At 69.4% G+C, this 15,658-nt stretch carries 14 protein-coding genes; 8 read left to right on the top strand and 6 right to left on the bottom strand.

What is annotated here, in order from left to right; translation table 11 throughout:
- Nucleotides 1-74: 74 nt before the first annotated feature.
- Both B4V06_RS10450 and B4V06_RS10455 read left to right on the top strand, forming a co-directional pair.
- The gene (locus B4V06_RS10450) at nt 75-2,669 is read left to right on the top strand and encodes a DNA topoisomerase I (protein ID WP_498169703.1); all 2,595 of its coding nucleotides are present in this window, start codon (nt 75-77) and stop codon (nt 2,667-2,669) included.
- A gap of 70 nt (nt 2,670-2,739) precedes the next feature.
- Nucleotides 2,740-4,239: a PAS domain-containing sensor histidine kinase gene (locus B4V06_RS10455; RefSeq protein ID WP_498169706.1), complete on the top strand. Its 1,500-nt coding sequence runs from the start codon at nt 2,740-2,742 to the stop codon at nt 4,237-4,239.
- A 30-nt stretch (nt 4,240-4,269) separates the two neighbouring features.
- On the opposite strand, the gene B4V06_RS10460 is transcribed toward B4V06_RS10455, so the two are convergent.
- From B4V06_RS10460 to B4V06_RS10480, 5 genes are all read right to left on the bottom strand, one after another.
- Nucleotides 4,270-4,728 carry a DUF192 domain-containing protein gene (locus B4V06_RS10460; RefSeq protein WP_498169708.1) on the bottom strand — a complete coding sequence of 153 codons (459 nt, stop codon included), beginning with the start codon at nt 4,726-4,728 and terminating at the stop codon, nt 4,270-4,272.
- 105 nt (nt 4,729-4,833) lie between these two features.
- Entirely contained in the window at nt 4,834-5,088 is a 255-nt protein-coding gene (locus tag B4V06_RS10465) for a glutathione S-transferase N-terminal domain-containing protein (RefSeq protein WP_123113841.1), read from the bottom strand.
- A gap of 74 nt (nt 5,089-5,162) precedes the next feature.
- On the bottom strand, nt 5,163-6,542 hold the full coding sequence (locus tag B4V06_RS10470) for an NCS2 family permease (RefSeq protein ID WP_123113842.1): 1,380 nt from the start codon (nt 6,540-6,542) through the stop codon (nt 5,163-5,165).
- A 166-nt stretch (nt 6,543-6,708) separates the two neighbouring features.
- Complete coding sequence (locus tag B4V06_RS10475) at nt 6,709-7,422, bottom strand: phosphoribosyltransferase family protein (RefSeq protein WP_123113843.1); 714 nt, start codon at nt 7,420-7,422, stop codon at nt 6,709-6,711.
- Nucleotides 7,423-7,559: 137 nt separating this feature from the next.
- The gene (locus B4V06_RS10480; protein ID WP_123113844.1) at nt 7,560-8,018 is read right to left on the bottom strand and encodes a DUF7529 family protein; all 459 of its coding nucleotides are present in this window, start codon (nt 8,016-8,018) and stop codon (nt 7,560-7,562) included.
- Nucleotides 8,019-8,144: 126 nt separating this feature from the next.
- Between B4V06_RS10480 and B4V06_RS10485 the strand changes: the two genes are divergently transcribed.
- The 6 genes from B4V06_RS10485 to B4V06_RS10510 all read left to right on the top strand — a co-directional run bounded on the left by B4V06_RS10485 (nt 8,145) and on the right by B4V06_RS10510 (nt 14,809).
- The gene (locus B4V06_RS10485) at nt 8,145-9,704 is read left to right on the top strand and encodes an ABC transporter substrate-binding protein (RefSeq protein ID WP_498169712.1); all 1,560 of its coding nucleotides are present in this window, start codon (nt 8,145-8,147) and stop codon (nt 9,702-9,704) included.
- Nucleotides 9,705-9,733: 29 nt separating this feature from the next.
- On the top strand, nt 9,734-10,726 hold the full coding sequence (locus tag B4V06_RS10490; protein ID WP_498169715.1) for an ABC transporter permease: 993 nt from the start codon (nt 9,734-9,736) through the stop codon (nt 10,724-10,726).
- Entirely contained in the window at nt 10,726-11,745 is a 1,020-nt protein-coding gene (locus B4V06_RS10495) for an ABC transporter permease (protein WP_123113847.1), read from the top strand. The genes B4V06_RS10490 and B4V06_RS10495 overlap by 1 nt, the downstream gene beginning before the upstream one ends.
- Entirely contained in the window at nt 11,742-12,953 is a 1,212-nt protein-coding gene (locus B4V06_RS10500; RefSeq protein ID WP_123113848.1) for an ABC transporter ATP-binding protein, read from the top strand. The genes B4V06_RS10495 and B4V06_RS10500 overlap by 4 nt, the downstream gene beginning before the upstream one ends.
- Nucleotides 12,950-14,005, top strand: a complete 1,056-nt coding sequence (locus B4V06_RS10505; protein ID WP_123113849.1) for an ABC transporter ATP-binding protein — start codon at nt 12,950-12,952, stop codon at nt 14,003-14,005. Before B4V06_RS10500 ends, B4V06_RS10505 begins: the two co-directional genes overlap by 4 nt.
- Nucleotides 14,006-14,146: 141 nt before the next feature.
- Nucleotides 14,147-14,809 (top strand): AAA family ATPase, encoded by a 663-nt coding sequence (locus tag B4V06_RS10510; protein WP_123113850.1) that lies wholly within the window; start codon nt 14,147-14,149, stop codon nt 14,807-14,809.
- A 127-nt stretch (nt 14,810-14,936) separates the two neighbouring features.
- Here B4V06_RS10510 and B4V06_RS10515 read toward each other — a convergent pair.
- Nucleotides 14,937-15,658: polyprenyl synthetase family protein (locus tag B4V06_RS10515; protein WP_498169720.1), on the bottom strand; the 722-nt coding region annotated here is incomplete at its 5' end.

The raw sequence follows: 15,658 nt of genomic DNA on the forward strand, positions 1-15,658 counted from the left end.
ATACAGTACGCGCGCGGGCGATCTTAAGTTGTGTCACGAAACCTTTAGACGGGAGAGCGGCCTACCGCAGGGCAATGAGTCGCGGCCCCGAACTGATAATCACGGAGAAGGACAACGCGGCGCGCCGGATCGCCGAGATCCTGAGCGGCGAGTCCGCGACGACGGAGCGGCAGAACGACGTCAACGTGTACAAGTGGGGCGGCAAGCGTTGTATCGGCCTCTCGGGCCACGTGGTCGGCGTCGACTTCCCGGCCGAGTACAACGACTGGCGCGACGTCGAGCCGGTCGAGCTGATCGACGCGCCGGTCACCAAAGCGCCCACGCAGGAGGGGATCGTCGCGGCGCTCCGCAAGCTGGCCCGAAACGCCTCCCGGGTCGTCATCGCGACCGACTACGACCGCGAGGGCGAGCTGATCGGCAAGGAGGCGTACGAGCTGGTGCGCGAGGTGAACGAGGACGCCCCGATCGAGCGCGTCCGCTTCTCCTCGATCACCGACAACGAGGTCAACGAGGCGTTCGCGAACCCCGACGAGCTCGACTTCGATTTAGCGGCCGCGGGCGAGGCCCGCCAGGTGATCGACCTCACGTGGGGCGCGGCGCTCACCCGCTTCCTCTCTTTATCCGCCCGCCAGCTCGGCGACGACTTCATCTCGGTCGGCCGGGTGCAGGGCCCGACCCTCAAGCTGATCGTCGACCGCGAGCGCGAGATCCAGGCGTTCGACCCCGAGTCGTACTGGGAGCTGTACGGGAAGCTGACGAAGTCCGGCGGCGACCCGTTCGAGGCGCGCTACTTCTACTTAAACGACGAGGGCAACGAGGCCGAGCGCGTCTGGGACGGCGACGTCGCCGAGGTGCTCACGGAGGCGCTGGCGGCGGCCGACGAGGCCGTCGTCGACGACGTGCGCCGCCGGACCCGCACCGACGACCCGCCGACTCCGTTCAACACCACGGCGTTCATCCGCGCGGCGGGCTCGCTCGGCTACTCCGCCCAGCGCGCCATGTCGCTCGCGGAGGACCTGTACACCGCCGGCTACGTCACCTACCCGCGGACGGACAACACGGTGTACCCCGAGGACTTGGAGCCCCGCGAGCTGATCGAGGAGCTGTCGGCCGCCTCGACGTTCGGGGCGGACGCGAAGAGCCTCCTCGACCGGGCGGAGATCGAGCCCACCGAGGGCGACGAGGAGACGACCGACCACCCGCCGATCCACCCGACCGGCGAGCTTCCCTCGGCCTCTGACCTCTCGGAGGACGAGTGGGAGGTGTACGAGCTCATCGTCCGCCGCTTCCTCGCGACCTGCGCCGAGCCGGCGACGTGGGAGCGGCTCCGCGTCGTCGCGCTCGCGAACGGCGAGGCGACCGACATCGCCCGCCGCGCGGACGGGACCGCCGCCCTCCGGAACCCGGACGAGGCGAGCGGCCCGGCCGACCTCGCCGCGGACGGCGGGCTCCGACTGAAGGCGAACGGGAAGCGCCTGCTGGAGGCGGGCTACCACGACGTCTACCCGTACCGCTCCAGCGACGAGCGGATCGTCCCCGACGTCGAGGTCGGCGAGACGCTCGCGCTCGACGGCCGCCGCACGGACGCGAAGGAGACGCAGCCTCCGCGCCGCTACGGCCAGTCCCGGCTCATCGAGGAGATGGAGAAGCGCGGCGTCGGCACGAAGGCGACCCGCCACCGCACCCTCGAGAAGCTGTACGACCGCAACTACATCGAGAGCGACCCGCCGCGGCCGACCCGGCTCGCGGAGGCGGTCGTCGAGGCGGCCGAGGAGTTCGCCGAGCACATCGTCAGCGAGGAGATGACCGCCCAGCTGGAGCGCGACATGCAGGCGATCGCGGCCGGCGAGAAGGGGTACGACGAGGTGACCGAGGAGTCCCGCGAGCTGCTCGACCGCGTGTTCGAGGACCTCACCGAGTCCCGCGAGGCCGTCGGCGATCACCTCCAGCAGTCGCTGAAGGCGGACAAGACCCTCGGCCCCTGTCCCGAGTGCGGCTCGGACCTGCTCGTCCGGAAGTCCCGGCAGGGCTCGTACTTCGTCGGTTGCGACGGCTACCCCGACTGCGAGCACACCCTCCCGCTCCCCTCCACGGGCAAGCCGCTCATCTTAGACGAGACCTGCGAGGAGCACGACCTCCGCCACGTGAAGATGCTCGCCGGCCGGAAGACGTTCGTCCACGGCTGCCCGCAGTGCAAGGCCGACGAGGCCGACGACCAGGAGGACGAGGTGATCGGCGTCTGTCCCGAGTGCGGCGAGGAGCACGGGGGAGAACTCGCCATCAAACGGCTCCGCTCCGGCTCTCGGCTCGTCGGCTGCACGCGCTACCCCGACTGCGACTACTCGCTGCCGCTCCCCCGCCGCGGCGAGATCGAGGTCACCGACGAGACCTGCGAGGAGCACGGCCTCCCGCACCTCCGGGTCCACTCCGGCGACGAGCCGTGGGAGCTCGGCTGTCCGATCTGCAACTACCGCGAGTTCACCGCCCGGCAGGAGGGGTCGGAGCTCCAGACGGTCGAGGGGATCGGCGAGAAGACCGCCGCGAAGCTGCAGGACGCCGGCGTCGACGGCGTCGACGCGCTCAAGTCCGCCGACCCGGACGACCTCGCGGCCGACGTCGACGGTGTCGGCGCCGACACCGTCCGCGACTGGCAGGCGAAGGCAGACTGAGACGGCCGCGCTCGCCTCCGAGGCGCGACCCACAGGCACATAAACGCGGGACGCGTCAGGTGATTTACGTATGGGTCGCGATAGCGAGGAGAAGCGGAGCGCGGAGGGTGACCGCGCGGCCGGGGAGGGCCGCCCGACCGAGGAGGGGTCGCTGACCGCTCCCGACGGCGACGCGGTTCCGCCAGTCCTTCGCTCGTTCGTCGACGCGATCCCGACGCCGACGCTCGCGTGCGACCCGGAGAGCCGCGCGATCCGCGCGGCCAACCCCCCCGCTTCCGACCTGCTCGACCGCGACCGCGGCACGCTGACGCTGATGGGCCTCGACGACCTCGGCGAGGCGGAGACGACGGTCGCCGGCGAGCCGGTCGGCGCGGCCGCCGCCGCCGCGCACGACGCCGAGGGCGTCACCCGCTTCGAGTGGACCGTCGCGAGCGCCCCGACGCGGCGCCTCGAACTCGCCGTCCGGGAAGCGACGGTCGCCGGCCGCGAGTGGCTGATCGTCGGCCTGACCGACGTCACCGACCGAGTCACCGCCGAGGAGCGGCTCCGGTCGCAGCTCCGGACTGTCGACGCGATCGCGTCGACGGTCCCGGCCGCCCTGTTCCAGTGCACCGCGCGGGGCACCCTCTCGCGGTGGAACGACCGGTTCGCCGCGGACGCCGGATACGAGGGCGGGGAGCTCTCCGGGGCCGCGCTCACGTCGCTGTTCGACGACGAGACCCGCGACGCCGTCGCCGACGCGCTCCAGTCCGTCTACGGGGACGGGGCGGGCGCCGAGTGCGAGGCGACGCTCGTCACCCGCTCGGGCGAGCGCGTCCCGTACCGGCTCTCGCTCGGTCCCGTCACCGACGGCGACGAGGTGGTCGGCGCGGTCGGGATCGGCGAGGACGTCACCGAGGCGTCGCTGCGGGAGGAGCGGCTCGCCGTGTTGACCCGGGTGCTCCGGCACAACTTCCGGAACGACCTCAACGTCGTCACGGGGTTCACGGAGCGGGCGATCGCGGAGGTCGATGACCCGGAGCTCGCCGCCGAACTCCAGCGCGTCGTCGACACCGCGGAGCGGCTGTTGCGCGTCGGGGAGACCTCCCGCCGGGTCGAGCGGCTGCTCGCCGACCGGCCGACCCCACGGCCGACGGACCTCGCGACCGCGGTCGACGAGGCGCTGGCGGGGCTTCCGCCGGAGCTCCGCGAGCGCGCCGACATCGAGGTCGACGTCCCGGACGGGATCACGGTGTCGGCGGTCGGCTACCTCGCCGAGGCGATCGGGGAGCTCGTCGACAACGCGGTCCGCCACAGCGACGCGGCCCGCCCTTCCGTGACCGTCGCGGCCGCCGAGCTCCCGAGCGAGTCGTGGACGTCGCTCGTCGTCGCCGACGACGGGCCGGGGATCCCGCCCGCCGAGCGCGCGGTGCTCACCGGCGAGGAGACGCCGCTGGAGCACGCGAGCGGACTGGGGCTCTGGTACGTCAACTGGATCGTCACCGCCGGCGGCGGCAGCTTCGACATCAGCTCCGCGTCGACCGGCGGCACGCGGATCGAGATCGAGCTCCGGACGCCCGACGAGGAGTAGGATTCGACCCGTTCAGGGCCGTCGATCCCCTCACTCGACGAGCCGGACCTCGTCGCCGACGCTGACGCCGTCGGCGGCGCCCGCGGGGAGCTCGACGACCGTGTCCGCCCGCCCGCGTCCCAGCCCGACGAACGGGGCGAGCCGCTTCCGCTTCCGCACCTCGCCGTCGACGAGCCACAGCGCGTCGATCGCGAACGGGACGAACAGCATGTGGAGCCACTGCGTGTCGGCCCCGTCGAACGGGAACACGAGGGCGTAGCCGTCGGGGACGGAGCGCCTGAACATCAGGCCGCGGCCCTGTTCGAGCGTCGACCGGGCGACCTCGACGTCGGCGGCGAGGACGGTCGGCTCGCGGTCGGCGTCGGCGGTCGCCTCGGTGGCGTCACCGACTCCCGAGCCGTCACCGACTCCCGAGCCGTCACCGACCTCCGAGCCCTCTTCGACCCCCGAGCCGTCTTCGAGCCGCTCACTGCGGTGGACGAGTCGCACGCTGGGCACGTGGCGACCGCCGGATAAATAGCCTCGCGATCGGGACCGCAGACCGCCGTCTGAGAGCCGACTGCCCCCGCCCGACGGCGGTCCGTCGCTCCCGCCTCAGCTCGCGTTTCCGTACGTCTCGTCCAGGTACTCGACGATGTCGTCGCTCTCGGACATCCCCTCGATCCCGTTGGCCTCGTCGACGAGGACGGGCACGCCGGTCTGGCCGCTGACCGCCTCGACCTCGGTGCGCTCGCCGTGCGAGCGCGGCACCATCACCGACTCGTACTCGAGGTCGAGCTCGGCGAGCTTGGTCTTCACTTTCGCGCAGTACGGGCAGCCCTCCAGTTCGTAGAGCGTCAGATCCGTCATCACCCTCCCTTAGGCGTAGACGCGTAAAGAAGTACGGCGGACGGTGCGCGCGGCGCGCACGGGCGGCGTTCGGCCTACAGAATGACGCCGCGCGTCTGCAGCACGTAGTAGAGCACCAGCAGCGCCGCGATGACGTACTGGCCGAGCGCGACCTCGTCGTACTCGCCGACCGCGACCTTGATCAGCGGGTAGGCGACGATGCCGGCCGCCAGTCCGTCGGCGATCGAGTACGCGAACGGCATCACGGTGACCGTGAGCCCCGCGGAGACCGCCCACGCCGGGTCCGACCAGTCGACCTCGACGAGCCCCTGCAGCATCATCACGCCGACGACGATCAGCGCGATGAAGGAGGCGTACTCCGGGATGGCGGCGACGACCGGGATCACCGCGAGCGACGCGACGAACAGCAGCGCGACGACGAGCGCGGTCAGGCCGGTGCGGCCGCCCTCCTCGACGCCGGTCGACGACTCGATGTACGTCGTCACCGTGGAGGTGCCGAGCATCGCGCCGGCGGTCGTCCCCACCGCGTCGGCCATCAGCGGCTTGTCCATGTCAGGGAGGTCGCCGTCCTCGTCGAGGAAGTCGCCGAACTGCGAGACGCCGATGAGCGTCCCGGCGGTGTCGAAGAAGTCGACGAAGAAGAACGTGAACACGACCAGGACGAACGTGAGCGGTTCGATCTGCCCCAATCCCTCGACGAACGCCCCCGCGAGCGGCGAGATGTCGTACTGGGCGCTCGGGAGCGTCTCCGGCGTGACCGTGCCGCGCTCGAAGAATCCGGCGAAGGTGAGCCCCCAGCCCACGACGGAGGTCGTCAGGATGCCGATCACGATCGAGCCCGTGACCCCGCGCGCCCAGAGGCCGAAGGTGAACACGAGCCCGAGGAGCCCTAAGATCGCCCACGGGTTCCCGAAGATCCCGCCGAGCGTGACGAGCGTCGCGTCGTCGGGGACGACGATCTGGAGCTCCTGGAAGCCGATGAACAGGAGGAACAGGCCGATACCCGCCCCGACAGAGCGCTTCACCGGCTCGGGGAACAGCCGGATGACGTACTCGCGGGCGCCGACCGCGGTGAGGAGCATGAACAGAACCCCTTCCACGAACACTGCGGCGAGGGCCGTCTGCCACGGGATCCCCAGCCCGAGCACGACGGTGAACGCGAAGAAGGCGTTGAGCCCGAGCCCGGGCGCGAGCCCGAACGGGCGGTTGGCGTACAGCGCCATCACCAGCGTTGCGAGGGCGGACGAGAGGATCGTCGCGATGGCGATCATCTGGACCACCTCGAAGAACTCGTAGCCGGGGATCTGGATCGCCTCGGCGAGGATGAACGGGTTCACGACGATGATGTACGACATCGCGAGGAAGGTGGTGAGCCCCGCGACCAGCTCCGTACGGACGTCGGAGTCGTGCGCCGCCACGTCGAACCGGGCAGCCAGCGTGTCTGTAAGCCCCATTGAACAGGTGTGGCTACCTCGCGATCGAGTAATAAGCCTTGCTGAACGCCCGCGAGAAATATACACGCATGTGTATGAATACGCCGAAAAAGCAGTCAATAGTCCGAGTAAAATGCGCGAACGTGCCTACTCGTCGCGCGAACGCTCGCTCACCGGCGGTGCGCGCCTACTCGAACGTCGTCAGCGCGCCGACCGGGGCGTCGGTGATCTCCCGCGCGCGTTCCATCCCCTCGTCGCCGACGGCGATGAGGGTGAACACGCCGGTGACGTGGGCGTCGGCTTGGAGGGCGATGTCGAGGAGGAGCTCCTGCGTTTCGCCCGACCGGATCAGGTCGTCGACGACGAGGACGGTGTCGCCGGCGTCGATCGCGCTGGCGGGGAGGTAGTAGGTGAGCTCGATCCCGGAGGCGAGCCGCTGGCGCGACTCGATGAACTCCTCGACCGCGGTCTCCTTCGACTTCTTGGCGTAGGCGAGCCGGGCGTCGAAGAAGGAGGCCATCGCCGCGCCGAGGGTGATCCCGTCGGTGGCGGCAGTGAGGACGACGTCGGGCGACTCGAACTCGAACGTCTCCGCGGCGACCGGAGCGACCAGGTCGAGGAACGACTGGTCGAAGACGACGCCGGAGTTGTCGACGTACCCCTCCTCGTCGAACTCGACGCGGGCGACCAGCTCGTCGGCGAGCGCTTCGCGTCCGACCGCCTCGACGACCTCGCTCGCCCGGTCGGCGCCGGGCAGGACGTGCCCGTTCACGTACCGGTTTAAATCGCCCGACGGGAGCCCGGTCACCTCAGAGAGCTCCTCGTACGTTCGCGTCTCTTTTAGCATCCGCAACACGGCGACCGCCTGCAGCTGGAGGGCCGCCTTCTCTGCTCGGTTCATGACGATGATCGTGATCGCACAAGTATGAATACGTCGAAGTGTTCTCACTCCGAAATACACATGTGTGTGGTTGACACGCTCGTGACGAGAAGGTGGATACCGATTCCGACCCGGTCGCCGGGCCGGGCGGAACGAACTCAGGCGTCGGCCGGCTCGTCGAAGAAGACCGCCGGGTCGGTCACGTCGATCTCGACGACATCCCGGTCGTCGAGCGGGCGGAGCCGGACCGTGAGTGCGCCCGCGGCGTCGGCCGCCGCCCGGAGGACCTCGAACTCGTCGGTGCCGAGGTACGTCGGCACGCAGACGGCGACCGCAGCGTCGTCGTCCTCCGCGACGACGAGGCGGTACTCGACCCCCTCGCCCGCGGCGGCGTACACCCGGACCGCGTCGATCTCCGCGTCGCCGACGAGCGCGTTCGCCTCCTCGAACTCCGAGCCGGGGAGCAGCACGTCGACCCGCGCCGCGTCGGCGACCGGGTTCACGTCGCCGGGGTGGGCGGCGACCGCCGTCCAGCCCCGGTCGCGGTACTCCGCCGCCGTCGCGTCGCTGTCGGCGACCACGTCACCCCAGCGCTCGCCCGGATCCGTCCGTCGCATGTCCCCGTGGACCCGTTCGCCTCGTAAATACTTGTCCAGTCACCGTGACAGAAATCGGGAGGCGTGACGGCCGACGGCGGGGTTCGCGTCGTTAGGTTCATAACGATCCCTCGTATGAGATAGCCTATGAGTCCTGACAACGACACTCACGTCAACAGGCGGACGATGCTCACGTACGCCGGCACCGCGGCCGCGGTCGGCCTCGCCGGCTGTGCCGGCGGGGGCGACGGCGGAGACGGTGGCGGCGACCCCTTCGAGCTCGGCGTCACCATGGGCCAGATGGACTCCGGGCTCGACCCGCAGGACCACGCGGAGACGAACACGGAGATCATCGTCGGCCAGGTGTACGAGGGGCTGCTCGACCGCGACAAGGAAGGCGGCATCATCGCCGGGCTCGCCACCGACTGGGAGCGCACCGAAGACGGCAGCGTCCGGTTCACGCTCCGGGACGCCACCTTCCACAACGGCGACCCAGTAACCTCTGAGGACGTCCGGTTCAGCATCCGTCGGATCGTCTTCGAGGACGTCGGCATCGCCAGCCCGCAGTCGAACGACCTCGGGTCGGTCACCGAGGTCGTCGCCGGTGACGGCGAGGTGACGGTCTCGTTCGAGGGGTTCAATCCGATCGCCTTCCAGCTGTTCGCGACGAACGGTCCGGTCATGCAGCAGTCGTGGGTCGAGGAGAACGACGGCAACTACATCAACCGGAACACGAACGGCACCGGCCCGTTCATAGTCACCGAGTACGACTCCGGGAACCAGGTCGTCTACGAGCCGTACGAGGACTACTGGGACGGCGACGTCCCCGTCGACGAGCTCACCATGGAGGCCTCCAGCGAGTCGAGCACGCGCGTGAACCGCCTGCTCGCCGAGGAGACGGACATCGTGACCAACGTCCCGCCGCAGGAGGTGTCGCGCGTCGAGAGCTCCGACGTCGCCGGGATCAACTCCGTGCCGAGCGCGCGGATCATCTTCCTCCAGATGCGGTACGACGTCGAGCCGTTCTCCAGCCAGCAGTTCCGGCAGGCGATGAACCACGCCGTCGACGTCGAGGGCATCATCGAGGACGTCCTCAACGGCTTCGGGAACATCACCGGACAGCCGACCCTCGAGGGCCACGTCGGCCACAACCCCGACATCGAGCCGTACCCGTACGACCCCGACGAGGCGGAGCGGCTCGTCGAGGAGTCCGGCCACGCGGGCGTCGAGATCACCTTACAGACGCCGATCGGCCGCTACCTCGGCGACGTGGAGATCGCGCAGGCGGCGGTGAGCCAGATCGACTCGCTGTCGAACGTCTCCTGCGAGCTCGAACAGCGCGAGTTCTCCTCGCTCGTCCAGGACATCACGACCGGGAACATCGAGGACAAGCCGCACTTCAACCTCCTCGGCTGGGGGAACGGCGAGTTCGACGGGAGTCAGACGATCACCCCGCTCATGACCACGGAGGGCGCGCTCACGATCCTCGAGAACGAGGAGCTCGACCAACTCATGGACGACGCGGAGGCGACTCAGGACCCCGACGAGCGCGTCGAGATCCTCCAGGAGGCGAACCAGCTCGCTCACGACCTCGCGCCGTGGGTGTTCATGCACCAGCAGTTCAGCGTCTACGGCGTCTCCAGCGACATCTCGTGGGAGCCGCGGAGCGACGAGTTCATCGACCCCGACACGGCTACCCGCCAGTAACGCGCGCCGACCGTCTCACACAGTTATAAATGTCATTCGGTAGATTCGTACTCAAAAGAAGCCTCCAGGGGCTCGGCGTCGTCTGGGGCGTCGTCACCGTCGTGTTCGCGCTCCGGTTCGTCACGCCGGGCAGCGCGATCAACGCGGTCGCCCCGCTCGACGCGAGCCAGGAGACCCGTCAGGCGATCGCCGCGGAGCTCGGCTTAGACCAACCGCTGTACGTCCAGTACGGGCAGTACATCTTCGACCTGCTCCGCGGCGACATGGGCTTTTCTTACATCCGCGGACAGGACGTCGTCGGGCTCGTGTTCTCGCGGCTGCCGGCGACCGTGGAGCTCGCGCTCGCCGCGAGTATCGTCGCCATCGTGCTCTCGATCCCTCTCGGCGTGCTCAGCGCGACCCGTCGCAATCAGCCGGTCGACTACGGCGCGACGCTGTTCTCGCTCGGCGGGATCAGCACGCCGAACTTCTGGCTCGGGATCATGCTCATCCTGATCTTCGCGGTGGAGTTCGACGTGTTCAACACCAGCGGTCGCGGCGTCGACGTCGGCGACGTGGCGCTGTCCGTGATCGGGTCGGAGCCGTTCGTCGGCACGCTGCTCGCGTGGCTCGCGTACATCACGCTCCCCGCCATCGCCCTGGGGACGTACTTCATGGCGCTCATCACGCGGCTCACCCGCTCCGGAATGTTAGACGAGCTCGGCAAGGGGTACGTCCAGGCCGCCAGGGCCAAGGGGCTCCCGCAGACGCTGGTCCGCTACAAGCACGCGCTCCGGAACACGCTCATCCCGGTGATCACGGTGCTCGGCCTCCAGCTCGGCACGCTGATCGGCGGCGCCGTGATCACCGAGGCGGTGTTCTCGTGGCCCGGGCTCGGCACCCTCGTCATCGACAGCATCAACCGCCGCGACTGGCCGGTGTTACAGGGGAGCCTCATCGTCATCGGCACCAGCTTCGTCCTTGTGAACGTCCTCGTCGACGCCGTCTACGCCTACCTCGACCCCCAAGTGGTGAACGACTGATGGTTTCCGCACGTGTCATCCGTAATCTCAAGAAGGAGTTCAGGAACAGCGCGCTCGCGAAGATCGGCCTGCTGCTCGTGGTGGGAATCTTATTTACCGCCGCGTTCGCACCGTTTCTCGCGCCGCACAACCCGACCGACCAACAGCTCGATCAGAGCGAGCTCCCGCCGCTCGGCTTCAGCGAGACCACCGAGCGGACCACCTCGCAGATGGTCGACGGGGAGATCCAGACCGTGACCGAGACCGTCGAGGTCACCCCCGACGCGGCGCACCCGCTCGGCACCGACAGCCTCGGGCGCGACATGCTCTCGCGGATCATCTACGGCGCTCGGACCTCGCTGGTCGTCGGCGTGCTCGGGACGCTCCTCGCGGCGTTCGTCGGCGTCCCGGTCGGGCTGTTCGCGGGCTACCACCGCGGGAAGACCGACGACCTCCTGATGCGGATCGCGGACGTCAGCCTCGCGTTCCCGTCGCTCGTGTTGGCCGTCGCGCTCATCGGGCTCTGGGGGCGCGCGGCGATCAACGTCCCCGACCCCTTCGTCGTCGCCGGGCTCGCGCCGGAGATGCCGGAGAGCTTCGTGTTACCGATAACCGTGGTGATCGTCGTCGGGCTCGTCAACTGGGTGTGGTTCGCCCGCGTCGCCAGGGGGGAGGCGCTCTCCCTGCGCAGCCAGGAGTACGTCAAGGCCTCCCGCGCGCTCGGGGCCGACGACACCTCGATCATCTGGAACCACGTCCTCCCGAACGCCATCACGCCGATCATCGTCCTCGCGACGGTGCAGGTGGCGGCGATCATCCTCTTGGAGAGCTCCCTGTCGTTCCTCGGCTTCTCCGGGACGACGCTCTCGTGGGGCTTCGACATCGCGCAGGGGCGCGACTACATCTCGTCGGGGCAGTGGTGGATCGCGTCGCTGCCCGGCCTCGCGATCATGTTCTCCGTGATCGGGATCAACCTGCTCGGCGACTGGCTCCGCGACTCGCTCGATCCGGGCATCGAGGGTGAAGGGGGTGCCGCATGAGCCAGGGCGTGCGGGCCGACGCCGCGCTGCGGAGCGACGACGTGCTCTCGGTGTCGGACCTCTCGACCCGCTTTTTTACCGAGGAGGGACAGATCAACGCGGTCGAGTCGGTCTCGTTCGACCTCCGCGACAACGAAATCTTAGGGATCGTCGGCGAGTCGGGCTCCGGGAAATCGGTGACGGCGCTGTCGCTCATCGACCTCGTCGAGTCGCCCGGCCGGATCACGGAGGGGGAGATCTGGTACCGGAACCCCGACCTCGCCGACGAGTTCCGCGCGACCGACGCGGTCGGCGTCGACGGCGACCACGTCGACCTCCGGACCGTCCCGCCGCGCGTCCGGCGGTCGCTCCGCGGCCCGTCGTTCAGCACCATCTTCCAGGACCCGATGAGCAGCTTCAACCCCTCGATCACGGTCGGCGAGCAGATCGCCGAGGCGGTCGAGGTCCAGCGGCGCGCCAACGCGAACCCCCGGTCGACGCGGTCGCGGACGCAGGGGTACGGGCTCGGGCAGTACCTCCTCGACGGGATCGTCCCCGGTCGCGGCTACACCAGCGAGGAGAGCACCGAGCGGGCGATCGAGCTGCTCGAACAGGTCGGGATCCCCGACCCCGCCGAGCGCGTCGACGAGTACCCCGGCGAGTTCTCCGGCGGCATGCTCCAGCGGGCGATGATCGCGCAGGCGCTGGCCGGCGAGCCCGACGTGCTCATCGCCGACGAGCCGACGACCGCGCTCGACGTCACCATCCAGGCGCAGATCCTCAACCTCCTGCGAGAGGTCCAGGAAGACCGTGGAATGAGCATCGTTCTCATCACGCACGACCTCGGCGTCATCGCGGAGATGTGCGACCGGGTCTGCGTGATGTACGCCGGCGAGGTCGTGGAGCGCGGGACCCTCGACGCGGTGTTCGACGACTCGGTCCACCCGTACACCGAGGGGCTCCTGGGCTCGATCCCCGACCTGGAGGACCCGCGGCCGCGGCTCCAGCCGATCGAGGGGAACGTCCCCGGGCTGGTCGACTCCGAGATGGACGAGCGGTGTTACTTCGCCGACCGCTGCCCGAAGGCGATGGAGTCGTGTCTGGAGAAACCCGCCGAGCGCGTCGTGGACGCCGAGGCGGAACACGGGGCGAAATGCGTCCTCGCGGACCGCCCGTACGACCCGGCCGAGGCGCTTCCGGAGGACCACTTCGGGGGTGATACGGAATGAGCGACCCTCTCCTCTCCGTCGAGGGGCTCCGGAAGTACTACGCGGACGAGCAGTCGCTCGTCGACCGGCTGCTCGGCGCCGAGGAACAGAGCGTGAAGGCCGTCGACGGCGTCTCCTTCGAGGTCGCCGAGGGCGAGACGCTCGGGCTCGTCGGCGAGTCCGGCTGCGGCAAGTCGACCACGGGCGAGACTGTCCTCCGCCTGCGCGAGGCCACCGACGGCCGGATCTCCTTCGACGGGGCGGACTTACTGGAGATGACCGACGCGGAGCTGACGGAGTTCCGGAAGCGCGCGCAGATCGTCTTTCAGGACCCGTTCTCCAGCCTCGACCCGCGCATGACCGCCGGGGACATCGTCACCGAGGGGCTCCGGATCCACGGTATCGCCGACCGGGCCGAGCGGCGCGAGACCGCCCGCGACCTCCTCGAACGCGTCGGGCTCTCCGCCGATCAGATCGACCGCTACCCGCACGAGTTCTCGGGCGGGCAGCGCCAGCGGATCGGGATCGCGCGGGCGCTCGCGGTCGACCCGGAGTTCATCGTGCTCGACGAGCCGGTCTCGGCGCTCGACGTGAGCGTCCAGGCGCAGATCCTCAACCTGCTCGACGACCTCCAGGACGACTTCGGCCTCACCTACCTCTTTATCGCGCACAACCTGAGCGTCGTGCGCCACATCTGCGACCGCGTCGCCGTCATGTACCTCGGCGAGATCGTCGAGACCGGACCGGTCGACGAGCTCTTCGCGGACCCGGCGCACCCGTACACGGAGGCGCTGCTGTCCAGCGTCCCGCGGGTGACGACCGAGGACCGAGAGGCGGAGTTCCGGACGCTCCGCGGCGACGTACCCTCGCCGCGGAACCCGCCCGCGGGCTGCCGGTTCCACACCCGGTGTCCCGAGGCGCGGGCCGCCTGCCGCGAGTCGTCGCCGCCGGCGTACGACGTCGGCGAGCGTCGCTCGGCGACGTGTTTCCGCGCCGACGCGGACCACGCGTACTGGGAGAGCGAGCCGATCGAGGAGAACGCCCGGACGGCGGCCGAGGGCGCCGACGACTGACCCGTTCGGCTTCCGCGACCCTTTCCCCCCGAAGAAACGACTTCTCAGTCTCTCTCCCCGCTTAATCCGGCTTAAAGCGCCCAAAATCGGTCACACGGCTTCCCCGACTTATGTGGGTCCCGGCCGTTCGTCCGTTCGCAAATGACAGTCTCAAAATCCCTGCTGGCGGTGTTGGCGGTCCTGCTCGTCGCCGGAAGCGGTGCCGCGGTGACGGGCGTGGCACAGACGGACGCCGGCGCGTCGTCGGCGTCCGTCTCCGACCTGGAGATGGACGCGGCGCTGGACGACGAAACCGTGACCGTGACCGTGACCGACGGCGGCGAACCGATTGAGAACGCCTCGGTCACCGTCGAGGGCGACGAGGAGGTCACCGTCGCGACCGACGCCAACGGAACCGCGACCGTCGACCGCTCGGCCCTCAGCGACGACGACGAGTCGCTCGACGAGCTCGAGATCGAGTACGAGTCCGACCACGCGGAGGGCGAACTGGAGTACGTCGTTTCGGACGGTTCGCTGACCCTCGTCGAGGAGCAATATGAGTACGAGGTCGACGAAGAGGAGGACGACGAGTCGGACGAAGATGAATCGGACGAGGACGAGTCAGATGAAGACGAGTCGGATGAGGACGAATCGGACGAAGACGAGAGCGATGTAGACGACGAGGCCGAGAGTGACGAGGAGGAAGCGGAAGACGAAGCGGACGAGGATGACGACGAGGAAGATGACGATGAGGACGACGACGAGGAAGAAGACGACGATGAGGACGACGACGAAGAAGACGACGAGACCGAAACGGAGAGCTAACCACGCCTGAGGCCTCTCGTCTCGCCGGCGGAGCGCACGGTTCCGACGAACTCCCGCTTTTCTCGCAGCGAGCGCACTCGATCTGCGTTTATAAACAGCGTGCGGCGGCCGCGACGCGTCGCGGGCGTTACCGCTCGCGCACGACGACGAACTCCGCGAGGTCGCGGAGGTACTCGATCGCCTCCGTCTCCGGCGGGTCGGCGTCGTCGAGCGCGGCGAGCGCGAGCTCGGACTGCTCGCGCGCCCGCTCGTCGATCTCCTCGGGGGACAGCGACGTGACCTGCACCACCGAGGGGCGGTCCATCTCGGCGTCCTGCCCCGTCGGCTTGCCGAGGTCGTCGGCGTCGGCGGTCGCGTCGAGCACGTCGTCGCGCATCTGGAACGCGACGCCGACGCGCTCGGCGTACTCGCCGAACGAGTCGATCGCGTGGGGATCGGCGCCGCCGGCGACCGCGCCGAGCTCGGCGGCGGCCCGGAACAGCGCGCCGGTCTTCCGGCGGGCGAGCTCCATGTACTCCGCCTCCGTCGTCGGGCGGTCCGCGAGCTCGGTCGCCTCGCCCTCGCCGAGCTCGACCATCGCCTCGGCGACGGTCCGCATCGCGCGCGGCTCCCCGGAGAACAGCCCGAACGCCTCGCCGAGCAGGCCGTCGCTGGCGACGATCGCGGGGCCGTACCCGAACTCGGCCCAGGCGGAGGGGGTGCCGCGCCGGACCTCCGAGCGGTCGATGATGTCGTCGATCACGAGCGACGCGTTGTGGACGAACTCGATCCCGGCCGCGAAGTCGACGGCGTCGTCGGGATCGCCGTCGAACGCCTCGCAGGCGAGGATCGTCACCGCCGGGCGGACCC

It is taken from the genome of Halorubrum sp. B53, assembly GCF_059752395.1.